The 20,581-nt window shown below is 72.1% G+C and carries 20 protein-coding genes; 7 read left to right on the top strand and 13 right to left on the bottom strand.

All coding sequences use genetic code 11. From position 1 onward, the window contains the following. Positions 1–67 precede the first annotated feature (67 nt). The gene (locus ACQP2Y_RS42660; RefSeq protein WP_360816205.1) at positions 68–754 is read left to right on the top strand and encodes an AfsR/SARP family transcriptional regulator; all 687 of its coding nucleotides are present in this window, start codon (positions 68–70) and stop codon (positions 752–754) included. A 69-nt stretch (positions 755–823) separates the two neighbouring features. Here the strand turns inward: ACQP2Y_RS42660 and ACQP2Y_RS42655 are convergent, their stop codons facing one another. From ACQP2Y_RS42655 to ACQP2Y_RS42600, 12 genes are all read right to left on the bottom strand, one after another. Beyond that, positions 824–2,191, bottom strand: a complete 1,368-nt coding sequence (locus tag ACQP2Y_RS42655; protein WP_433722078.1) for an acetyl-CoA carboxylase biotin carboxylase subunit — start codon at positions 2,189–2,191, stop codon at positions 824–826. An 11-nt stretch (positions 2,192–2,202) separates the two neighbouring features. Continuing rightward, on the bottom strand, positions 2,203–2,661 hold the full coding sequence (accB, locus tag ACQP2Y_RS42650) for an acetyl-CoA carboxylase biotin carboxyl carrier protein (RefSeq protein WP_433722076.1): 459 nt from the start codon (positions 2,659–2,661) through the stop codon (positions 2,203–2,205). Further along, the gene (locus ACQP2Y_RS42645; RefSeq protein ID WP_433722074.1) at positions 2,658–4,334 is read right to left on the bottom strand and encodes an acetyl-CoA carboxylase carboxyltransferase subunit alpha; all 1,677 of its coding nucleotides are present in this window, start codon (positions 4,332–4,334) and stop codon (positions 2,658–2,660) included. The genes accB and ACQP2Y_RS42645 overlap by 4 nt, the downstream gene beginning before the upstream one ends. Continuing rightward, positions 4,327–4,590, bottom strand: coding sequence for a hypothetical protein (locus ACQP2Y_RS42640; protein ID WP_360825612.1), 264 nt, complete (start codon positions 4,588–4,590; stop codon positions 4,327–4,329). Before ACQP2Y_RS42640 ends, ACQP2Y_RS42645 begins: the two co-directional genes overlap by 8 nt. A gap of 1 nt (position 4,591) precedes the next feature. Beyond that, positions 4,592–5,800, bottom strand: a complete 1,209-nt coding sequence (locus ACQP2Y_RS42635) for an SDR family oxidoreductase (RefSeq protein ID WP_433722072.1) — start codon at positions 5,798–5,800, stop codon at positions 4,592–4,594. Continuing rightward, complete coding sequence (locus ACQP2Y_RS42630; RefSeq protein ID WP_433722070.1) at positions 5,784–6,056, bottom strand: acyl carrier protein; 273 nt, start codon at positions 6,054–6,056, stop codon at positions 5,784–5,786. The genes ACQP2Y_RS42635 and ACQP2Y_RS42630 overlap by 17 nt, the downstream gene beginning before the upstream one ends. 25 nt (positions 6,057–6,081) lie before the next feature. Next, a complete protein-coding gene (locus ACQP2Y_RS42625) occupies positions 6,082–7,332 on the bottom strand; it encodes a ketosynthase chain-length factor (RefSeq protein WP_433722068.1) in 1,251 nt (416 codons plus the stop codon). Then, entirely contained in the window at positions 7,326–8,612 is a 1,287-nt protein-coding gene (locus tag ACQP2Y_RS42620) for a beta-ketoacyl-[acyl-carrier-protein] synthase family protein (protein WP_433722066.1), read from the bottom strand. The genes ACQP2Y_RS42625 and ACQP2Y_RS42620 overlap by 7 nt, the downstream gene beginning before the upstream one ends. Next, complete coding sequence (locus tag ACQP2Y_RS42615; protein ID WP_433722064.1) at positions 8,609–9,028, bottom strand: cupin domain-containing protein; 420 nt, start codon at positions 9,026–9,028, stop codon at positions 8,609–8,611. Before ACQP2Y_RS42615 ends, ACQP2Y_RS42620 begins: the two co-directional genes overlap by 4 nt. A 48-nt stretch (positions 9,029–9,076) precedes the next feature. Beyond that, a complete protein-coding gene (locus ACQP2Y_RS42610; protein ID WP_433722062.1) occupies positions 9,077–10,612 on the bottom strand; it encodes a peptide MFS transporter in 1,536 nt (511 codons plus the stop codon). A 126-nt stretch (positions 10,613–10,738) separates the two neighbouring features. Continuing rightward, the gene (locus tag ACQP2Y_RS42605; RefSeq protein ID WP_433722060.1) at positions 10,739–11,236 is read right to left on the bottom strand and encodes a methylated-DNA--[protein]-cysteine S-methyltransferase; all 498 of its coding nucleotides are present in this window, start codon (positions 11,234–11,236) and stop codon (positions 10,739–10,741) included. Further along, the gene (locus tag ACQP2Y_RS42600) at positions 11,233–12,648 is read right to left on the bottom strand and encodes a DNA-3-methyladenine glycosylase 2 family protein (protein WP_433722058.1); all 1,416 of its coding nucleotides are present in this window, start codon (positions 12,646–12,648) and stop codon (positions 11,233–11,235) included. The genes ACQP2Y_RS42605 and ACQP2Y_RS42600 overlap by 4 nt, the downstream gene beginning before the upstream one ends. Positions 12,649–12,727: 79 nt before the next feature. Here ACQP2Y_RS42600 and ACQP2Y_RS42595 point away from each other — a divergent pair, with 79 nt between their 5' ends. The 3 genes from ACQP2Y_RS42595 to ychF all read left to right on the top strand — a co-directional run bounded on the left by ACQP2Y_RS42595 (position 12,728) and on the right by ychF (position 15,678). Continuing rightward, positions 12,728–13,420 carry a hypothetical protein gene (locus tag ACQP2Y_RS42595; RefSeq protein ID WP_433722056.1) on the top strand — a complete coding sequence of 231 codons (693 nt, stop codon included), beginning with the start codon at positions 12,728–12,730 and terminating at the stop codon, positions 13,418–13,420. A gap of 117 nt (positions 13,421–13,537) precedes the next feature. Then, positions 13,538–14,581 carry a helix-turn-helix domain-containing protein gene (locus ACQP2Y_RS42590; RefSeq protein WP_433722054.1) on the top strand — a complete coding sequence of 348 codons (1,044 nt, stop codon included), beginning with the start codon at positions 13,538–13,540 and terminating at the stop codon, positions 14,579–14,581. A gap of 11 nt (positions 14,582–14,592) precedes the next feature. Then, positions 14,593–15,678 (top strand): redox-regulated ATPase YchF, encoded by a 1,086-nt coding sequence (gene ychF / locus ACQP2Y_RS42585; RefSeq protein ID WP_433722052.1) that lies wholly within the window; start codon positions 14,593–14,595, stop codon positions 15,676–15,678. Between the two features lie 35 nt (positions 15,679–15,713). Here the strand turns inward: ychF and ACQP2Y_RS42580 are convergent, their stop codons facing one another. Next, positions 15,714–16,295 carry a Uma2 family endonuclease gene (locus ACQP2Y_RS42580; RefSeq protein ID WP_433722050.1) on the bottom strand — a complete coding sequence of 194 codons (582 nt, stop codon included), beginning with the start codon at positions 16,293–16,295 and terminating at the stop codon, positions 15,714–15,716. A gap of 133 nt (positions 16,296–16,428) precedes the next feature. Between ACQP2Y_RS42580 and ACQP2Y_RS42575 the strand changes: the two genes are divergently transcribed. The 3 genes from ACQP2Y_RS42575 (at position 16,429) to ACQP2Y_RS42565 (ending at position 20,578) form a co-directional block, all read left to right on the top strand. Further along, the gene (locus ACQP2Y_RS42575; protein WP_433722048.1) at positions 16,429–16,989 is read left to right on the top strand and encodes an NYN domain-containing protein; all 561 of its coding nucleotides are present in this window, start codon (positions 16,429–16,431) and stop codon (positions 16,987–16,989) included. A 65-nt stretch (positions 16,990–17,054) separates the two neighbouring features. Further along, the gene (locus tag ACQP2Y_RS42570) at positions 17,055–19,169 is read left to right on the top strand and encodes a hypothetical protein (protein WP_433722046.1); all 2,115 of its coding nucleotides are present in this window, start codon (positions 17,055–17,057) and stop codon (positions 19,167–19,169) included. Between the two features lie 59 nt (positions 19,170–19,228). Further along, complete coding sequence (locus tag ACQP2Y_RS42565; protein ID WP_433722044.1) at positions 19,229–20,578, top strand: MFS transporter; 1,350 nt, start codon at positions 19,229–19,231, stop codon at positions 20,576–20,578. The last annotated feature ends 3 nt before the right edge of the window (positions 20,579–20,581 follow it).

Below are 20,581 nucleotides of genomic sequence, written 5' to 3'. Positions count from 1 at the left end.
TTTCCGGATTTTAGGACCTATCGAGATCGAATATGCACACACGATAGTCACGCCGAAGGCGCCGAAGTTGCGCCAGGTTGCGGCGCTGCTGATCCTGCACGCGAACCGCACCGCCAGCGCCACGCAGCTCATCGAGGAGTTGTGGCAGGAACAACCACCGGCCAGCGCGCTGACCACCCTGCAGACCTACATCTACCAACTGCGCAAGATATTCGGTGCGGTCGTGCCGCCGGGCGACGCCCGGGACCTGCTCATCACCCGGCCGTCCGGATACGCGCTCATGGTCCCACCGAACAATCTGGACCACGCCCAGTTCGAGACCCTGCTCCGGCAGGGGCGCACCGCCCTGGCGGCGGGGGACGCCGACCGGGCCTCCGGTCTGTTGCACGACGCGTTGTTCCTGTGGCGGGGGGCGCCACTGGGCGACGTGCCGACCGGGCCGTCCCTGAGTGCGTACGCGCAGTGGCTCGAGGAACAACGGATGGACGCGCTGGAGCTGCGCATCAAGGCGGATCTGGCGGTCGGGATGCACCGGCAGCTCATCGGAGAGCTCAAGTCGCTGGTCGCTGCCAACGAACTGCACGAGTGGCTGCACGCGGAGCTGATGATCGCCCTGCACCGCTCCGGGCGCCGGGGCGAGGCGATGGGTGTGTACCAGCAGTTGCGCGTCACTCTGCGGGACAGTCTGGGGCTCGAGCCGTCGGCCGGGGTCCGGGACGTCTACCAGCAGGTGCTGACCGACGACTCGGTCTGACCCGTGTGACGGGTGCGCCCGGCTGTGCCGCGATGGTGCAGCCGGGCGCACCCGTCGTGGTCCGGATCGTCAGGTGGCGGTGTCGGTGCGCTCGGCGAGGATCTCCGCGACCAGTGCGGTGGTGTGCCGGGCGGCCTGGAAACGCGGATCGCGCAGGACCTGCCGCAGAAAGTTGCCGGTCGTCCGGACGCCCGGGCCGTCCACCCGGAACTCCGCCAGCGCCCGGTCCAGCCGGGCGATCGCCTGCTCCCGGTCCGGCGCCCACACGACCACCTTGGCCAGCAGCGAGTCGTAGTCCGGGGCCACCCGGTAGCCGGGATACGCGTGCGAGTCCACCCGGGTGAACGGGCCGCCGGCCGGGACGAACTCGGTGAGCAGGCCGGCCGTCGGGGCGAAGCCCCGGTCGGGGTCCTCGGCGTTCAACCGGGCCTCCAGGGCAACCCCGCGCCGCGGCATGCTGAGCGCGTCCAGGTCCAGCGGGAGTCCCGCGGCCACCCGCAGCTGCTCGCGGACGATGTCCAGGCCGGTGATCGCCTCGGTCACCGGGTGCTCGACCTGGATCCGGCAGTTGATCTCCATGAAGGTGAAGCGGCGATCGGCGTCGACCAGGAACTCGAAGGTGCCGGCGCCCCGGAAGCCGGTGGCCCGGGCGCCGCGTACCGCGCTGTCCGCCATCTCCTGCGCCATCCCGTCGGGCAGACCGCCGGCGGGAGCCTCCTCCAGCAGCTTCTGATGCCGGCGCTGCACCGAGCAGTCCCGATCGCCCAGGGCGACGGTGTTGCCGTGGTCGTCGCACAGGACCTGAACCTCGATGTGCCGGGCGCCCTTGATGTAGCGCTCGATGTAGAGGCCGCCGTCGCCGAAGATCGCCATCGCCGTCGCCCGGGTGCTCCGGTACGCCGCCAGCAGCTCACCCGGGTGGCGGACCACCGCCATCCCGCGCCCGCCGCCCCCGGCCGACGCCTTGATGATCAGTGGATAGCCCACCTCGTCGGCCAGAGCCCGGACGTCCTGCGCCGTGGGCCGCGAGATCCGGCCGCCGGGCAGGACGGGCAGCCCGGCCTCCTGCATCATCGTGCGGGCCGACGCCTTGTCCGCCATCCGGTGCAGGACCTCCGGTGGCGGACCGATGAACACCAGGCCGTTGCGCCGGCAGATCTCGGCGAAGTCGGCGTCCTCGGAGAGGAACCCGTAGCCCGGGTGGATCGCCTCGGCCCCGGCCTGCAGGGCCGCCTCGATGACGGCCGGCGCGTTCAGGTAGCTGTGCTTGGCCGCCGCCGGTCCGATGTGGATCGCCTGGTCGGCCGCCCGGACCACGGCCGAGTCGCGGTCGGCGGTCGAATAGACGGCGACGGTCTTGATGCCCATCTCCCGGCAGGTCCGGGCGACCCGCAGGGCGATCTCGCCGCGGTTGGCGATGAGTATCTTGCCGAACATCGCAGCGCCTCTCACTCCGGGCCGATGGGGTCGATCAGCACCAGCGGCTGGTCGTACTCGACCCCCTCGCCGTCGTCCGGCAGGATCTCCAGGACCCGGCCGGAGCAGTCCGCCTCGATCGGGTTCATCAGCTTCATCGCCTCCAGGATGCCGACCTGCTGGCCGGTTTCCACGAAGTCGCCCACCTCGATGAACGGCTTCGCCCCGGGCTCGCCGGCGCGGAAGAACGTGCCGACCAGGGGTGCCCGCAGCAGGTGGCCGTCGGCTGTCTCGGCGACCGCCGCGACGGGTGTCGCGACCACCGAGGCAGTGGCCGACACGGCCACCGTGCCCGGCCGCGCCCACTGCAGTTCGAGGACCGCCTCGCCGACCTGTGCGCGTACCCGGTCGAGGGGTCCGGGGACGCTCGCGACCAGCCGTTCGACCTGGCGGCACAGCTGGTCCAGGGTTTCGCCGGTGCCGTCTGTCATGTTCCGCCTCCCGAGTTCCGGATCCGGCCGCGCCGCCGGTTCATCCGCTCTGCCGGTGACGCGCCGGTCACCTCGTCGAGCGCCTGGGCCAGGGCCGCGCCCAGCAGCTGAGCCGCGGCCGCGGGATCGGTGTGCGCCCCGCCCGCCGGTTCGGCGACGATGCCGTCGATGACGCCCAGCGCGAGCAGGTCGGGCGCGCGCAGCCGCAGCGCCTCGGCCGCCTGCGGTGTTGCCGCCGGCTCCTTCCAGAGGATCGCCGCGCAACCCTCCGGACTGATCACCGAGTACACGGCGTTGGCGCAGGCCAGCACCCGGTCTGCGACGGCCAGCGCCAGGGCCCCGCCGCTGCCGCCCTCACCGGTGATCACCGCGACGGTCGGCACCGGCAGCCGGGCCATCAGCCGGATGTTCTCCGCGATCGATCCGGCCTGGCCGCCCTCCTCGGCGTCCACCCCGGGATGGGCGCCCGGGGTGTCGATGAAGGTGATCACCGGCAGGCCGAGCTTGGCGGCCAGGCGCAGCAGGCGGGCCGCCTTGCGCTGACCCGACGGGCGCGCCATGCCGAAGTCGCGGGCGACCAGCTCCCGGGTGGTGTGCCCTTTCTGGTGGCCGATCACGACCACCGGGCGGGAGCCGAACACGGCGATCCCGCCCAGGATCGCCGGGCAGTCCGCGCCCGTACGGTCGCCGTGCAGCTCGACGAAGCCGGTGCACAGGTCCTCGACGTAGTCCGAGGTGGTGGGCCGGTCCGGGTGGCGCGCCAGCCGGACCACCTCCCAGGCCTGCTCACTGGCCGGGCGGTCGTCCCCGGCCGGCACCGGTTGTGGCTCCACGGGTTCGCCCGGCCGGTCGTTGACCACCAGCAGATGGCCCAGGATCGACCGCAGGCCGGCCCGCGGCACGATCCGGTCCACCAGACCGTGCGCGAGCAGGAAATCCGCCCGCTGGAACCCCGGCGGCAGCTCGGCGCCGATGGTCTGGGCGATGACCCGCGGACCGGCGAACCCCAGCCGGGCCTGCGGCTCGGCCAGGACGACGTCGGCGAGCGACGCGTACGAGGCGGCCACCCCGCCGTAGGTCGGATCCGCGACCACCGTGACGGTCAGCAGTCCGGCCTCGTCGAGCTCGGCCAGCGCCTGCGCGGTGCGGGCCATCTGCATCAGCGCCAGCACGCCTTCCTGCATGCGCGCGCCGCCCGAGGCGGTGACCATCACGAACGGCACCCGGGCGGCGAGAGCCTCGTCGGCCGCCCGCACGATCGTCGCCCCCACCGCGACGCCCAGGCTGCCACCCAGGAAACGGAAGTCCATCGCGATGATCACCAGCGGCCGGCCCTCGATGGTGCCGTGGGCGGCGATGACGGCGTCGGTCAGACCGGTCGCGGCCCGGGCCAGCGCCAGGCGCTGCGGGTACGGCCGGGTGTCGGTGAACCCCAGCGGGTCGGGATCGGTCCGTACGGTCGGGATGTCCGCCCGCGAGCCCGGATCGAGCAGCTGCTCCAGCCGTTCGTGAGCGGTGACCGGACCGTGCCGGCCGCACAGCGGGCAGACGTTGAGGTCCCGGGCGTACCGGGGGCCGTAGACGAGGCCGTGGCAGCCGTCGCAGCGCACCCAGTCGGCGGTCGGGGGCGGCGGTGCGGTCCGTGGCACCGCTCTGGTCATCGCGTCAGTCATCGAGAGGCCTCCCGGCGTACCGTTGCGGTCTGATGTCGTCGAGTTGCCGGAAGAGCGCCTGCTCCTGCGGGCTGTAGGCGGCGAAGGCGGTGGCCTGCCCGGGCGCCGGGCCGGCCACCCAGCGGGCGGCCCCCGCGGCGGCCCGGTCGTCGTCCGGTGGCAGCCCGCACAGCGCCGTGGCGCGTCCGTAGGCGATCAGGCCGAGCCACAGGGCCCGGCCGGCCGCGCGGCAACCCGCGCGGACCCGACCGGCCATCTCAGATCCCTCCGTCCACGTTGATCGTCTCGCCGGTGACGTAGCTGGACAGGTCGCTGAGCAGGAACGCCGCGACACCGGCGACCTCCTCGGCGTCGCCCAGCCGGCGCAGCGCGGTGATCGACTCGTAGGCCTTGCGCCGTTCCGCCGGCAGCTTCGCCGACTCCTCGGTCTCGATGACGCCCGGCGCGAGCACGTTGACCCGTACGCCGCGCGGGCCCAGTTCCTTGCACAGCGAGCGGGCGAAGCCCACCAGCGCCGCCTTCGACGCCGTGTAGTGGGTCCGCTGCGCGAGCCCGACCTGGGCGACCTTCGAGCCGATCAGCACCACCGACGACTTCTCCGTCAGCAGCGGCAGAGCGGCCTGCACCACCAGGAACGCCCCGGTCAGGTTGGTGTCGATGACCCGCTTCCACTCGGCCAGCGGCATCTCGTCGAACGGGATGTGGCTGATCGCCCCCGCGTTCGCGACCACGCCCGACAGCGATCCCAGGCGGTCACCGACCTCGCCGAGCAGCCGCCGCACCTGCGCCTCGTCGGCGACGTCCGCCACGATGACGTGGTTGTCGTCACCGAGCTCCTTGAGCTGGAGTGCCAGGGTGTCGGCGGCCTCACCCGGGGTGCGGTGGCAGACCGCGACATTGGCGCCGGCCCGGGCCAGGGCCAGCGCCGTGACCCGGCCGATGCCGCGGGTGCCGCCGGTGACGAGCACGTTCTGGCCGGCGAGGGACAGACCCATCGTGTTCTCCTTGCCGGCCGCGGTCAGCGCGGCCTGTTCGACGAGACCCTTGATGCGGGTCATCTGGACGGCGGTGTTGCGGTTGAGCCGGTCGGTCATCGCGGCGTCGTCGACAGGGGAGTCCGGCCGCATCGTGAAGGACTGGATCCAGCGCATCTCGACGCCGCCGGGGACCTCGCGGTACTCCCATCTGATGTCCATGTGCTCGAACCAGCCGGTCTCGATCCGCCGGGCGGTCACCGTCCGCGTCGAGACGTCCGGGGTGCGCTCGGAGACCCAGCTCCACGTGTTGCCCTGCTCGTCCGGGTGCATGGTGAGCCGGAAGCGGACCGTCCCCGCCTGCTCCTCGAGGACCTCCACGGCGGCGTACTCGCTGAACAGCGACGGCCAGGATCCGAGGTCGTTGGTCATCCGCCAGACCAGGTCCAGCGGCGCCGCGATGACGATCGTGTTGTCAGTGCGTTCCGGCACCGGACACCTCCACCGGCAGCAGGCCGTTGACGTGCCGGAGCAGCTCGGCCGGTGTGGTGCCCGGTGCGGGCCAGCCGTCCGGCAGTTTCACCGGATACCGCCGCTGCAACTGGGACTGCACCTCGAGCAGCGCCAGCGAGTCGTAACCGAGGTCGCCGAACGCGACCTCGTCGATGGCGCCGTGCAGATCGGTGTCGTCGTCGCCCGCGCTGGCCAGCAGGATCTGGCGGACGTCGTCCATGGTGAGCTGTGCCATGACCTTCCCCTCGTCGGTGGAGCTGTCAGTCGGTGGTGCTGCCGGGTGCGCGCAGCACCAGAGCGGAGTTGAAGCCGCCGTAGCCGCGGGCCAGCACCAGAGCGGTACGCACGGGTGCGGTCCGGGGCGCGCCGGTCACCAGGTCGAGCCGGTAGTCCGCGGCGATCCGGTCGACTCCGGCGGTCGGCGGGATCACGCCGTCGCGCAGGCAGAGCAGCGCGGTGGCCGCGTCCAGTGAGCCCCCGCCCGCGTACAGCCGGCCGGTGAGCGTTTTCGGGACAGTCACGGGTACGCCGTACGGCCCGAAGACCGCTTCGATCGCCTCGGCCTCGACGCGGTCGAGCTCGGGCACGCCGGCGCCGTCCGCGAACACCACGTCGACGGCCTCGGCCGGGATGGCCGCGTCGCGCAACGCCAGCTCGACGGCACGGCGCAGAGCCGGTGGACGCCCCGAGCGTGGTCCCGGATCGAAGGTGGCGGCGTGCCCGGCGACCTCGCCGTAGATCCGGGCGCCCCGGGCCGCCGCGGCGGTGTGCGCCTCGACGATCATGATGGCGCCGCCCTCACCGGGCACATAGCCGGTCGCGTCCCGGTCGAACGGCAGGTACGCCCGGGCCGGGTCGGTGACCGGGCTCAGCCGCCCGCCGGCCTGCTGGGCGACCAGCCCGTACGGGCACAGCGACGCATCCGTGCCGCCGCTGACCACCAACCGTGGCCCGTCGCCGAGCAGCCGTCGGGCGTGCGCCAGCGCGTCCAGCCCACCGGCCTGTTCGGCGGCCAGCACCCCGCAGGGTCCGCGCATGCCGTGCCGGATCGAGATCTGTCCCGTGGTCGCGGCGTAGAACCAGGCGATCGACTGGTACGCGCCGACGTGGTCCGGCCCGTGCGACCACAGCGCCTGGATCTCGCGCTGCCCGAACTCCGTGCCACCGGAGGAACTGGCGGTGACCACGGCCATGTCGTACTCGTCGAGTTCGGCCGGGTCGACGCCGGCGTCCGTCAGCGCCAGTTCGGTCGCGTACAGGCCGAAGTGGGTCCAGCGGTCGGTCTGGGGCACGAGCCGTCCCGGGACCGTGCCGCGGGTGGCGAAGCCGGAGATCTCTCCGCCCAGGGTGGTCGGGTACGACGACGGGTCGAAGCGGCTCAGCCGGGCGATCCCGCTCTGCCCGCGCAGGGTCGCGGCCCAGTAGTCGGCGCTGCCGAGCCCGTTCGGCGCGACGATCCCGAGGCCGGTGACCACGGCCCGTTCGGGTGCCGTGCCCGTCGCGGTCAGCATCGGTCCCGCCCCGGGGCGCCGAGCACCATCGCGGTCTGGAACCCGCCGAACCCGCTGCCCACGGTCAGCACCACGTCGGTGCGGTGGGCGCGGGCCTCGACCGGCACGTAGTCGAGGTCGCAGTCGGGATCGCGACGGTGCAGGTTGGCGGTGGGCGGCACGGTGTCGTGTTCGATCGCCAGCGCACTGGCCGCGATCTCGATCGAGCCGATCGCCCCCAGCGAGTGCCCGACCATGGACTTGATCGAGCTGACCGGGACCTGGTACGCCCGCTCGCCCAGAGCCGCCTTGAACGCGGCGGTCTCGTGCACGTCGTTCTGGCGGGTGCCGGACCCGTGCGCGTTGATGTAGTCGATGTCGCCCGGCCCGATCGCCGCCTGGCGCATGGCGTGCCGGATGGCCTCGGCCATCTCCCGGCCGTCGGGCTTGAGGCCGGTCATGTGGTGCGCGTTGCCACGTCCGGCGAAGCCGAGCACCTCGGCGTACACCTTCGCCCCCCGCCGGGCCGCGTGCTCGCGTTCCTCCAGCACGAACACCGCGGCGCCCTCACCGAGCACAAAGCCGTCCCGGGTGTCGTCGAAGGGGCGGGAGGCGTGCCCGGGGTCGGCGTTGTTCGGCGAGGTCGCCTTGATGGCGTCGAAGCAGGCCACCGTGATGGGCGAGATCGGCGCGTCGGTGGCACCGGCGATCATCACGTCGGTGCGGCCCTCCTCGATGAGGCGGGCCGCGTACCCGACCGCGTCGAGGCCGGACGTGCAGCCGGTGGAGGTCAGCGAGACCGGGCCCTCGGCGCCGCTGTCGCGGGCCACTTCGACCGCCAGCGTGCTGGGGACCATGTAGCCGTACAGGTGCGGGACGCCGTAGGAGCTGTCCACCAGCCAGTTCCGGCCGCCGTCGCTGAGGACGACGTACTCCTGTTCCAGGCCCATCGTGCAGCCGACCGCGCTGCCGATGCTGACCCCGGTGCGTTCGGCCCGGTCCGGGTCCGGTTCCAGGCCGCTGTCGCGGATCGCCTGCCGGGCGCAGACGACGGCGAACTGGGCGGCGCGGTCCATCCGCCGGATCTCCTGCGGTGACAGTCCCTCGGCGGCCGGATCGAAGTCGCATTCGGCGGCGATCCGGGAGCGGAACCCGGTGGCGTCGAACAGCGTGATGTCCCGGGTGGCGGTCCGGCCCGCCGTGAGCAGTTGCCAGAACGCCTTGACGTCGGTGCCGCCGGGGGCCATCACGCCGATTCCGGTGATGACGGCCCGCCGGTTGCCCGGCTCCACCGTGCTCATCCGACGGTCGGTGCCGGCTCGGCGGCGCCGGGCAGCGGCTCGGTGTCGACGTGCCCCAGTTCGGGCCGCGGTGCCAGCGGGCTGAGGTGGAAGACCAGGAAGGCGGTGGTGTCGCCGGTGTTCTCCAGGCGGTGCCGCACGCCGATCGCCACCATCGTGCCTTCGCCGGCGCTCAGCGGCAGGGGTTGACCGTCGAGCCTCAGAACGAGGTCACCGGACACCACGTAGAGGAACTCCTCCGAGTGCGGGTGGTAGTGCTCGGCGACGAACTCACCCGGCTGCAGCGTGACGGTCCCCATGAACCCGGAGGTGGCGCCGACCGTCCGGGGGCTCAGGACCACCCGGATGTCGCCTCCGCGCCGGCGATTCGCCGGCACGGCGTCGGCGGTGACCTTTTCGGCCCGCACGTTCTGCACGGCTGTCTCCCTTCGATGCGGTTACCCACCGGACGGTGTCATCGGCTCCTAGAGACGGGATCGAGGCGCGGTGAAGGCTCGGTGGGAAGTGCTCCCGGCCTGGAGGCGGCGCTTCAGCGGGCGGGCGAAGGCGAGCAGGGCGGCGGCGGCCAGGAACGCCGGCAGGCCCAGTGCCAGGAAGAAGCCGGGAGCCGGGGAGTCGCCACCGGAGAGGTCGACGGCGTGCCCGCCCACGCCCGCGCCCAGCGCGGCGGAGAGCCAGAACAACGCGACCATCTGGCTCATGAAGGCGGGCGGCGCGGCGCCGGTGGTCATGCTGATCCCGACGGGGGCGAAGGTCACCTCGCCGACGGCGTGCACGGCGAGCGCCGCCACCAGCCACAGCGGTGACACCCGGACCCCGCCCGCCGCCGCGGCAGCGGCCGCGGCCATGACCACCATGCTGAGCCCGACGCAGGCCAGGCCCAGCGACAGCTTCACCGGTCCGCTCGCCCGATCGCCGGCGCGCAGCCAGAACCGGGCGGCCACCGGCGCGAACACCAGGACGAAGAACGGGACGACGGACTGGAACCAGCTCGCGGGCACGGTGAACCCGGCGACGCCGCGGTCGGTCGAGACGTCGGCGAATCCGGCCAGCACGGTCCCGGTCTGGACGTACAGCATCCAGAACACCGCGGACGACAGGAACACCCAGACGTAGGCGCCGACCCGGACCCGGTCGACGGTACGGATGGCCCGGTGCCGCAACAGCAGAGTGAAGGCGATGATCGGGGCGACGACGGACAGCAGGCCGGTGACCGCCAGGACGTGCCCGATGCGGAAGGTGCCGGCCAGCGCGTCCGCGCCGAAGCCCAGCAGGAGCACGGCGCCGCCGGTCCCGCCGAGCACCAACACGCGGCGCAGCTCGGCGGAAGTGGCCGGGCGCTCGGGACGCAGTCCGACGTCGCCGAAGTGCACCGCGCCGCGTACGTACTGCAGGATGCCGAAGAGCATCCCGACCGCCGCGGCGGCGAAACCGAGGTGCCAGTCGATCTTCTCGCCGAGCAGGCCGGTGACCAGCGGCCCGGCGATCGCGCTCACCTGAATGCTCATGTAGAAGAGCGCGAACGCGGCGTCGCGCGGGCCCCGCGCGGACCGCGGGTACATCCCGCCGAGCAGCGCCGCGAGGTTGGGCTTCAGCAGCCCGGTGCCGGCCGCGATGAGGGCCATGCCGGCGAAAACGGGCCAGCGGGCCGGGAATGCCATCGTGGTGTGGCCGAGCATGATCAGCACGGCTCCGTACAGGGTGGCGCGCCGGGTGCCGAGCACCCGATCGCCCAGCCAGCCACCCGGGACCGACGCCAGGAAGACCACCGAGAGGTACGCCCCGACCACCGCGGTCGCCGTGGCCGGGGACTGCGCCAGCCCGCCGGTGTCCCGTGGTGCGACGGCGAACAGGTAGAGGATGCCCATCATCCCGTAGAAGCTGAAGCGCTCCCACAGGTCGGTCAGGAACAACGTGGTGAACCAGCGGGGGCGGTGCCACAGCGGCCCCGATCCCAGGTCGGGCTCGGCAGCTTGCTCGTGGACGGTCGGCGGCAGCACGGTGGCCTCCTCGGCGCGCGGCAGGCGCACCGCCCGCCGGCGGCCGCCGTGCGCAGCGTGGCCAGCCCCGCTCGACGGCGGCTCAAGCTCCGCTGGAGCCGATCGCCGGGCACCGCCCCCGCCGGGTCAGCCGTGGCTCTCGTGGGCCAGCAGCCAGGTCTTCACGTCCAGGCCCCAGCGGTAACCGCGCAGCGTCCCGTCCGTGCCGACCACCCGGTGGCAGGGCACGAACAACGCGGCGGCATTGCGCGCACATGCCGCCGCGGCCGCCCGGATCGCGGTGGGCCGCCCGGCCAGCTCGGCGTAGCCCCGGTAGGTCAGCGGCGAGCCCGGCTTGATCTCCCGCATCACCTGCCAGGCGTGGGTCATGAACGGCCCACCGGTCCGCTGCTCCACCGGTACGGCGTCCAGCGCCCCGAGGTCACCGTCCAGATAGGACCGGACTGCGGCGCCGATCCCGCCGGCGTCGGCGACGGGTCGCACCTCTTCCAGCAGCGCCGGATGGACGAGGGCGAGCAGAGCCTGCACGTCGGTGGTGAACCCGCTGGCGCGTACGGCCCCGGCGGAGCTGACGACGTAGGTGAACGGTCCGGCCGGGGTGTCGAGGGTCGAGTACTGCATCATGCTGCTCTCCAGAGTCTCATCAGGGCGTACGAGCGCCAGGGCCGCCAGCGTTCGGCGTGCGCGGCCAGCGCCTTGGGGGAGTCGGGCAGGCCGAGCGCTCGCGCGCCGCGCCGGACCGCCACGTCTGTGGGCAGGAAGACGTCGGGGTCGCCGATGGCCCGCATGGCCACGTAACCGGCGGTCCAGGCGCCGACGCCGGGCAGTTCGAGCAGCCGGGCGACGGACTCCTCGCGGTCGGCGCCGGGCTCCAGGTCGAGCTTTCCGTCGGCGACAGCTTGGGCGAGCGCGCGGATGGTCTGCCGGCGGGCGGCGGGCATCCGGAACGCGGTGTCGTCCAGCTCGGCCACGGTCGCCGCGTCCGGGAAGCCGCGCAGCTCACCGGCGGCGGTCGGGGGCAGCATGCGGCTCAGCGTCAGGCGGGCACCGGCGACCGAGACCTGCTGGCCCACGATCGCGCGTACCGCCAGCTCGAAGCCGTCGACCGCGCGCGGGACCCGTACCCCCGGCTCGGCCCGCACCGCCGCCGCCAGCGCGGGATCGGCACCCAGCATGCCGTCGACGGCGACCGGATCCGCGTCCAGGTCGAACAGCCGCCGGCAGCGGGCGACCGCGGGCGCGAGGTCGCGGACGTCCGCGAGCCGCAGCGTCGCGGAGACCCACCGGTCGCCCGGCGTGAGCGCGACGGTCGCGCTCCCGTGCGGCAGATTCAACCCCCGCCGGTACGTCGTGACGTCGCACTCCTCGATGCCCGGCAGGGCCCGGGTCGCCAGGAACCCGAGCAACGCGCCCGCGTGCAGGGGTGCCCGGAACGCCAGCCGCAGGCTGATCGTGCCCGCCTCGGGCTGCCGGGCGGTCCGGCGTTCCCGCAGCGCGCTCGGCGACCGCGCGTACACCTCGAGGATGGTGTCGTTGAACTGCCGCACGCTGCCGAAGCCCGCGGCGAACGCGATGTCGGCCAGGCCCAGATCGGTGGTCTCGATCAGGATGCGCGCGGTCTGCGCGCGCTGGGCCCGGGCCAGGGCCAGCGGCCCGGCGCCGAGCTCGGCGGTGAGCAGCCGGTTGAGGTGCCGCTCGGTGTAGCCGAGCCGGCTCGCCAGGCCGGGCACGCCCTCGCGGTCGACGACCCCGTCGGCGATGAGCCGCATGGCCCGGCCGACCAGGTCGGCCCGCAGGTCCCACTCGGGGGAGCCGGGGGCGGCGTCGGGCCGGCACCGGCGGCAGGCCCGGAAGCCGCCCCGCTGTGCGGCCGCGGCGCTGGGATAGAAGGTGACGTTCTCGCGTCTCGGTGTGACCGCCGGACAGGACGGCCGGCAGTAGATCCCGGTGGTCCGGACCGCGGTGTAGAACCAGCCGTCGAACCGCTGGTCACGGCTGTCGACGGCCCGGTAACACCGTTCGAAGTCCAACTCCATGGACCTGAGTCTGCTCCCCGTACCGGGCGCTCGGCTGGCGGGATTCGGACATGACCGTGCGGCCCGTATGCTTCGGGCCGTGATCACTGAGCGACTGCGGCTGTCGATCGGCTCCCCACCGGCACAGAAGGCCTTCGGCGTCGCGTTCGGCCTGATCTTCGCGGCCGCCGGTGCGGCGTTCGCCCTGCTGCCGTTCGTGGTGGACGGCTGGCTGGGCCGCGCGTTCGGCGCCGACGACTCCTGCCCGAGCGCGTCGGAGGTTTCGGGCATCCCGCCGGAGATGCTGCCCCCGTCGGTCCGTGAGTGCATCTCGGACGGCAGCTGGTTCAACGGCGGCGACGGCTTCGGCCCGCAGCGGCTGATCGGCCTGCTCGGCATCCCGTTCACGCTGGTCGGGCTCTACCTGGCGCTCAGCGCCCTGCGCACGGCGGCCTGGCTGGAGGGCACCCGGGTGACGGTGCGCACGGCGCTGCGCAGCCGCACGGTCGACCTGGCGACGGCGACGATCACCGGGGGCGCGACCGCTTACCGCCGCAACCGGGGCACGAGCCGCGAGTCGGTGATGCAGGCGCCGACGCTGATCGCCTCGGATCCGGCGGGCGGCCCGAGCGTCACGATCCCGCTGCACGGGGTGGGTATGGCGCAGCTGCCCGCTCCGCAGCTGCGGGCCCTGGCCGAGGCGCTGGCCGGCAACCCGGACGGCGACGCCCGGACCATGGTGACCCAGCTCCGGACGATGGCCGACAACCCGCTGGGGCTGACCAGCCGGTAGCCGGACTTCAGCGTTTGCTGAAGCATGATTGCGGCTTTCAGGGGTAATCGCCGCCCGTAGCACCCACCGCGGTGCGCACGTTCAGTGGAAAACTGAAGTGGGGCTGAAGGGCCGGCGATGATGGACGGCGGGAAGCGGCGCCTCGGCGACCGCCTGCGTGGCCTGCGGGAGGCGGGCTTCAACGGCCAACCGGTCACCCAGGGAGTGGTCGCCCGCGCCTTCCACAAGAGCGTCCCGTTGATCTCCTCCTGGGAGAAGGGCAAAGCGGTCCCGTCCGAGGACTGGTTGGCCGCCTATGCCCGGTTGTTCGCCGGTCCCCGCGCGCGCACCGAAGGCCGGCTGCCGGCCCTGGAGGAGCTCCACGGCGAGGAGCTGGACCGCTTCGAGCAACTCCGCCGCGAGCTGCTGGAGCTGCGCTCGGCCGCCACCTCGGCCACCTCGGCGGCGCAGCCGGGCAGCGACGAGCTGACGACCCGGTCGCCGTGGGAGGGCCTGTGGCACTTCGCCGACCGGTCGCCGATCACCCTGGTCTGCGCCCGGCTGCGGGCGCACATCTCCCCGGAAAGCCCCGATTACGTCGAGCTGTACGCCTACTCCGACCTCGACGCCCTGATGGAGCTCTACGGTCACGTCTGCGCCGCCAACCCCGGCGTGCCGGTGCACCGCAAGCTCGCCGACGAGCTCGACCAGAGCGACGTCACCAATCACCTCGTGCTGCTGGGCGGCGTCGAGGGCAACCCGATGACCCGCCGGGTGATGCAGGCCCTGAGCCTCCCGGTCATCCCGGACCGGGACGCCGCCGGATTCCGGGTGGTCGACGAGGGCGGGCGCTCGGCGACGTTCCGCTCGAAGCTGGAAGGCACGGCGCCGGACCAGCGGCTCGTCGAGGACGTCGCGCACTTCTGCCGGGCGCCGAACCCGTTCAACCGCATGCGATCGGTCACCATCTGCAACGGTGCCTACGGCCGGGGCACGTACGCCGCCGTCCGCACGCTGACCGACCCGCGCTTCCGGGACCGCAACCGCAGCCACCTCCAGCGCCGGTACGGGCCCGGGGACACGTACAGCATCCTGGCCCGGGTCACCGTCGTCGCCGGCGAGGTCATCACCCCGGACTGGACGCAGGACGGGACCGTCCTGCACGAATGGCGCGCCCCGTAGACTGGCCTGTTGTGAGCCTTACCATCGGGATCGTCGGCCTGCCCAACGTCGGCAAGAGCACTCTGTTCAACGCCCTGACCAAGAACGACGTGCTCGCCGCGAACTACCCGTTCGCGACGATCGAGCCCAACGTCGGCGTGGTCGGGCTGCCCGACGAGCGGCTGGGCAAGCTCGCCGAGATCTTCAGCTCGGAGAAGATCCTGCCCGCGCCGGTCTCGTTCGTCGACATCGCCGGGCTGGTCCGGGGCGCGTCGAAGGGCCAGGGCCGGGGCAACGCCTTCCTGGCCAACATCCGCGACGCCTCGGCGATCTGCCAGGTGGTCCGCGCGTTCTCCGACCCGAACGTGCTGCACGTCGACGGCAAGGTGGCGCCGGCCGACGACATCGAGACGATCAACACCGAGCTGATCCTGGCCGACCTCCAGACGGTCGAGAAGGCGCTGCCGCGCCTGCAGAAGGAAGCCAAGCTCAAGAAGGACCGGCTGCCGACCGTCGCGGCCGCCGAGGCGGCCTTCAAGCTGCTCGACGGGGGCACGACCCTGTACACGGGGGCCAAGGCCGCGGGCATCGAGCTGGAGCTGCTCGCCGAGCTGCACCTGTTGACCACCAAGCCTTTCCTGTACGTCTTCAACGTCGACGAGGCCGAGCTGGGCAACGCGGCGTTCCTGGACGAGATGCGCGCGCTGGTGGCCCCGGCCGAGGCAGTGTTCATGGACGCGAAGATCGAGTCGGAGCTCATCGACCTGCCCGAGGACGAGGCGATGGAGCTGCTCGAGTCGACCGGCCAGACCGAGCCGGGTCTCAACCAGCTCATCCGGGTCGGCTTCAACACTCTGGGCCTGCAGACGTACCTGACGGCCGGCCCGAAGGAGGCCCGCGCCTGGGTGATCCCGGTCGGCGCCACCGCTCCGGAAGCAGCGGGCGTGATCCACTCCGACTTCCAGCGCGGCTTCATCAAGGCCGAGATCGTCAGCTACGACGACCTGATGGCGGCGGGCTCGATGGCCGCGGCCAAGGCGGCGGGCAAGGTCCGCATGGAAGGCAAGGACTACATCATGAAGGACGGCGACGTCGTCGAGTTCCGCTTCAATGTGTAGTGATCCGGTTCACCTCTGATGGAGTCGGTGCCCGATCAGCTCTTGCGGCCGGGCACCAACCCGTCCAGATCGAGCTCGATCGGGAACGGCGTCGTCGTCCGCAACTTGTGCCGGTGGATCCCGGTCGGTACGTACGACCGGGTGGGCGCATCGAGTTCGTAGGCGTGGACCACCGGTGATCCGTCTTCGTCCTCGATACGCCAGTAGCTCGCGATGCCGGCCTCCGCGTACTTACGCAACTTGACGTTGCGGTCGCGGTGCGCCGACTCGGGTGAGACCACCTCAACGACCAGAACGGTCTCTTCGGGCGTGTAATACGTGCGGGACGGATCGTAAGCTGCCGCTGTGGCCAGGAGATCGGGCTCCGGACGGTTCCATCTGTCGAGTCGGATGGTGATCTCCCGGTCGACCTCGATACCTGCCGGCGCCTGACTCGTCAGGGAGTTCACCAGTGCAGTGACCACTCGGGCGTGCCACACCCGCTGGGGAGACATCATGAAGACGAGCGCTCCATCGATCAGTTCGGTGTGGCGTGGTGCTTCGGCAAGCCGGTCGAGGTCCTCGGCGTACCAACCCTCGGGACGGGGCGGCCGCATCCACTCGGGCACCGCAGTCATGCCGTCACCGTAGCACTCCGTAACGATGGATCCGGCGCGCTGCTTCGGGTTGTCCCTCCACGGTTCGGGGCGCTTGCGCTTCGTCGAGGATCTAAACTGCGGTATTTCCGCTCCAACATCTGAGGTTGCCATCATGGCCGACGCTGTCACTTACCTGATCATCGATGGTGAGAACATCGATTCGACGCTGGGGCAGCAGATCCTCGAGCGCCGGCCCAACTCCGAGGAGCGGCCGCGGTGGGAGCGGCTGCGGCAGTTCGCCGAGGATCAGTGGGGTCAGCCGGTCACGGCCCTCTTCTTCCTGAACGCGTCGTCCGGGGTGTTGCCCACCCCGTTCATCCGGGCTCTGCAGTCGATGGGCTACCGGCCCGTGCCGCTGTCCGGTGCGCCGCATCAGAAGGTCGTGGACATCGGCATCCAGCGCACCCTGGACGCGATCGGCCGGCGATCCGGCGACGTGCTGCTGGCCAGTCACGACGGTGACTTCCTGCCGCACATCACCCGCCTGCTGGGCGACGACCGCCGGGTCGGGGTGATCGGGTTTCCCGAGTTCTTCAACGGCGGCTTCGCCGGTCTGGTCGACAGTGGCCTGACCCTGTTCGACCTGGAGTTCGACGCCGGCTGCTTCACCAGCGTGCTGCCTCGGGTGCGCATCATCGAACTGGACGCCTTCGACCCCGAGGCGTTCCTGTAGCCGAACAGGACTGTGTGGCCGATAAGGGGACCCCGGGCGGCGGGCCGTGGCTCTAATGTGGCCCGATGGTGAGAATCTTGCGCACCGCCGCGGCCGCCCTGGTGGTCGCCCTGGGTCTGACTCTGGCACCGCCGGCCGCGAGCGCCGCGGCGACGTATCAGGTGAAGTTCGCCATTACCGCGAGCACCGCCGTCTCCGGCAAGTTCATGTACGTCTGGGACCGCAGCACCTGGCAGTACCACGTCGTGCAGGGTGACGGTGACAGCCCGAACGGCACCGCCCAGCTGCCCCCGGGCGACTATTTCGCCGTCGCGCGGTACGGCTACTTCCGCCAGCGCAACTACCTGCTGGTCCGCACGTTCACGGTCACCAACGCCGCACTCTCGGTCTCGTTCGCCGAGTCCGGTGCCAAGGAGACCGGCTTCCTCACCGACGACGCCACCGCCACGCGGTCCACGGCGGCGTACTGGCTGGAGGTCGGCCCCCAGGACAAGGTCGGCTTCACCAGCGGCGGTCCGGCCAAGACCTATGTGACGCCGTACGCCGTGACCGGGGTGACCCTGCGTCTGCACGAGCTCCAGACCAAGGCCGGTTCGTCGGCCGCCGTGCCCAGCCCGTACCGGTATGACCTGCAGCGGTCCTGGCCCAGCGTGCCCGCCGCGCCGATCGCCAAGGTGACCACCGCCCAGCTCGCGAAGACCGTCACCACGCTGCGCGCGCAGGGTGTCAACACGAACGCCGCGCTGGGGTCCGCGCTCAAGGACAAGTGGAGCGGGTCCTATCTGGAGTCGCCGGTGCAGTTGCCGGGCACGGTCACCGAGTACGTCACGCCCGGCCCGACGTTGCACCGCAAGCTCACCCTCGGCGCCGGGGACAGCACCCTGGTGCTGCCCGACCGCGCGTTGCCCGCCGGGAGTTCGGCCGGCACGACCGTGGGGGCCGGGCCCTTTATGCCACGTGGACCCGGTTCCTCGGTCCGCGAGGACGGCGAGCTGCGGATGAACGAGCCGGCCTCGTACGCCGACGCGGCCGGCAGCCCCGGCTCGGACGTCCGGGCCACGGTCACCGGCAAGCTGACCGCCGACGGCGCCGTCCACCACTACGACCAGACCTTCACCCGGCGGGTCGCGTGGTCGCAGCTCTCCACGAAGATCCGCAGTGAGTGGGACTTCCGGGCGTCCGAGGACGGGCCGCTGCCGCTGATCGACCTCGGCGTCGACGTCTCCGGCCTGGACGCGCGCAACCGTGCGGCCGGCGCCGTGGAGATCACCACCTCGGCGTCCGCTCGTGGCGGCGCGGCCACCGTGGACAAGGTGGAGTATTCGACGAACGACGGCGCCGAGTGGACCGAGCTCGACGACGCCTCGCTCACCGTGCCGGCCTCGGCGGCCTTCGTGTCGCTGCGGGTCACCGCGACCGGCGACCAGGACGGCCGGCTGCGGCGTACGGTGATCCGCGCCTTCGCCGGTCCGGCCGCCCCGGCCGACGAGACCAGCGGCGCCACGAAGATCACGAATGTCGTGGTCAACGACGGTGCCGATCTGACCTTCGGCGTGTCTGGGACCAGGGTCTTCACCGTCGCCTTCACCGCGACGGATCCGGCCGGCATCGCCGCCGGTGACGCCTACCTCTACCACGGTGGCTACTCCGCGCCGGACGGTGTGGTGCTGGCGTCCGGCCCGGCCGACTGCGACAAGATCAGCAACACCTCGTCGGTCTGCACGGCCCGGTTCACCATGGACGTCAAGGTCGACGCGGCCCGCAACGCATTGTCCGGCGCCTGGACCGTTGCTGCCTGGGCCCGCGCGTCCGGCGGCGACGGCTTCACCGACCGGCACGCCGCCGGCACTGTCGGCGTGAAGCGGGTCAGCAAGCTGGTGATCGACGCGACGCCGGAGCCGGTCACCAAGGGCCGGACCATCACCGTGACGGGCACGCTGACCCGCGCCGGCTGGGAGAGCTGGACCTACCAGGGGTACGGCTCCCGCACGGTCACCCTGCAGTACTCGAAGAAGGGCACGACCACCTGGACGGCGGTCAAGACCGCCAAGACCGACACCAGCGGCAAGCTCAAGACCACGGTGAAGGCGGCGGCGGACGGCTCGTTCCGCTGGACGTACCCGGGCGACGCGGCCTCCACCGCGACGACCGGCGGGAGCGACTACGTCGACGTGCGGTGACCGGCGCCACCTGACGCGAACTTTGACCTCAACCCGGGATGAGGTTCTAGGTTCGTCCGGTGAGCGTCGACAGCGAGATCACCCGGGCCGGCATCCTGGGGCGGCCGTACGCCCTGACCACGGTCGGGGCGTGGAGCCTGGTCTTCCTGGCCGCGTTCGAGTCCCTGGCGGTCACCACGATCATGCCGATCGTGACCACCGACCTGAGCGGGCGCGGCCTGTACGCCCTCGCCTTCTCGTCGACGCTGGCTGCCGGCGTGGTGGGCATGGTCGCGATCGGCTCGTGGGCCGACCGGCGCGGGCCGGCGGTCCCGCTGTTCACCGCGATCGCCGTATTCGCGGCCGGGCTGGCCGTCGCGGGCACAGCCACGTCGATGCCGGTGTTCGTGGCGGCGCGTTTCCTGCAGGGCCTCGGCGCGGGCGGGATGACCGTGGCGCTGTACGTCCTCGTCGCGCTGGTCTATCCCACCCCGCTGCACATCAAGATCTTCGGTGCCTTCGCGTCCGCCTGGGTGCTGCCGTCGATGGTCGGGCCGTTCGTCGCCGGTTTCGTCGCCGACACCCTGAGCTGGCACTGGGTGTTTCTCGGGGTGGTCGCGCTGGTCGCTGTGGCGGGTGGGTTGATGCTGCCTGCCGTACGCGGCCGGGACCGCGCGCCGGCCGACCGGGTACCGGCGTCGGCGGCGGACGCACGCCGGGTTGTCGAGGCGGCTGTGGTCGCGGTCGCCGTGGTGGCGCTCAGTTCGCTGGGTGAGCTGGACCGGGCGGCGGCCTGGCTGCTGGCCCCGATCGCCGTGGTGGTGATCGGCTTCGCGCTGCGCCACCTGGTGCCGCCGGGCACGTTCCGGATCCGCGCCGGTCTGCCGGCGACGGTGGTGCTCTGCGGCGTGGCCGGCGGGGTCTTCTTCGGCACCGAGGTCTATCTGCCGCTGCTGCTGCACGACCGCTACGGCCTGCCGACCTGGCTGTCCGGCGTCACGCTGACCGCGGGCGCGATCGCGTGGGCGCTGGCGTCGGCGGTGCAGGGCCGGCTGGGCGACCGGCTCGACCCGGGTACGGCGATCCGCGCCGGCGCCACGCTGCTGGCAGCAGGGGCGGCCCTGGAGCTCGCCACCGTGGTGTTGACTCTGCACCCCGCGGTGGCGGCGATCGGCTGGTTCGCGGCGGGCGCGGGCATGGGCACGCTGTACCCGCGGATCAGCACGCTCGTGCTGGCGTTGTCGGCCCCGGGCGAGGAGGGCTTCAACACGGCGGCCAAGAGCATCACGGACGCGGTGGGTGGCAGCGTGGCCCTGGCTTTCTCCGGCCTGCTCTTCGCGCTGGCCCCGTTCACCGGGCCGTTCGTCTTCACCACGCTGCTCGGCGGCGTGACCGTCCTGATCGGGCTCCGGGTCGCGGCGAGCCGGTGACCG

The sequence above is a fragment of the Actinoplanes sp. CA-051413 genome, assembly GCF_050955795.1.
Classification (GTDB): Bacteria; Actinomycetota; Actinomycetes; order Mycobacteriales; family Micromonosporaceae; genus Actinoplanes.
The sequence above is the reverse complement of the archived record's forward strand: the minus strand, read 5'-3'. Positions and strand labels throughout refer to the sequence as shown.

Coding starts and splice junctions, on each gene's coding strand:
- ACQP2Y_RS42655 (WP_433722078.1), bottom strand. CDS start 2,191: ATGTTCGGCAAGATACTCATCGCCAACCGCGGCGAGATCGCCCTGCGG.
- accB (WP_433722076.1), bottom strand. CDS start 2,661: ATGACAGACGGCACCGGCGAAACCCTGGACCAGCTGTGCCGCCAGGTC.
- ACQP2Y_RS42645 (WP_433722074.1), bottom strand. CDS start 4,334: ATGACTGACGCGATGACCAGAGCGGTGCCACGGACCGCACCGCCGCCC.
- ACQP2Y_RS42640 (WP_360825612.1), bottom strand. CDS start 4,590: ATGGCCGGTCGGGTCCGCGCGGGTTGCCGCGCGGCCGGCCGGGCCCTG.
- ACQP2Y_RS42630 (WP_433722070.1), bottom strand. CDS start 6,056: ATGGCACAGCTCACCATGGACGACGTCCGCCAGATCCTGCTGGCCAGC.
- ACQP2Y_RS42625 (WP_433722068.1), bottom strand. CDS start 7,332: ATGCTGACCGCGACGGGCACGGCACCCGAACGGGCCGTGGTCACCGGC.
- ACQP2Y_RS42620 (WP_433722066.1), bottom strand. CDS start 8,612: ATGAGCACGGTGGAGCCGGGCAACCGGCGGGCCGTCATCACCGGAATC.
- ACQP2Y_RS42605 (WP_433722060.1), bottom strand. CDS start 11,236: ATGATGCAGTACTCGACCCTCGACACCCCGGCCGGACCGTTCACCTAC.
- ACQP2Y_RS42600 (WP_433722058.1), bottom strand. CDS start 12,648: ATGGAGTTGGACTTCGAACGGTGTTACCGGGCCGTCGACAGCCGTGAC.
- ACQP2Y_RS42590 (WP_433722054.1), top strand. CDS start 13,538: ATGATGGACGGCGGGAAGCGGCGCCTCGGCGACCGCCTGCGTGGCCTG.
- ACQP2Y_RS42580 (WP_433722050.1), bottom strand. CDS start 16,295: ATGACTGCGGTGCCCGAGTGGATGCGGCCGCCCCGTCCCGAGGGTTGG.
- ACQP2Y_RS42575 (WP_433722048.1), top strand. CDS start 16,429: ATGGCCGACGCTGTCACTTACCTGATCATCGATGGTGAGAACATCGAT.
- ACQP2Y_RS42570 (WP_433722046.1), top strand. CDS start 17,055: ATGGTGAGAATCTTGCGCACCGCCGCGGCCGCCCTGGTGGTCGCCCTG.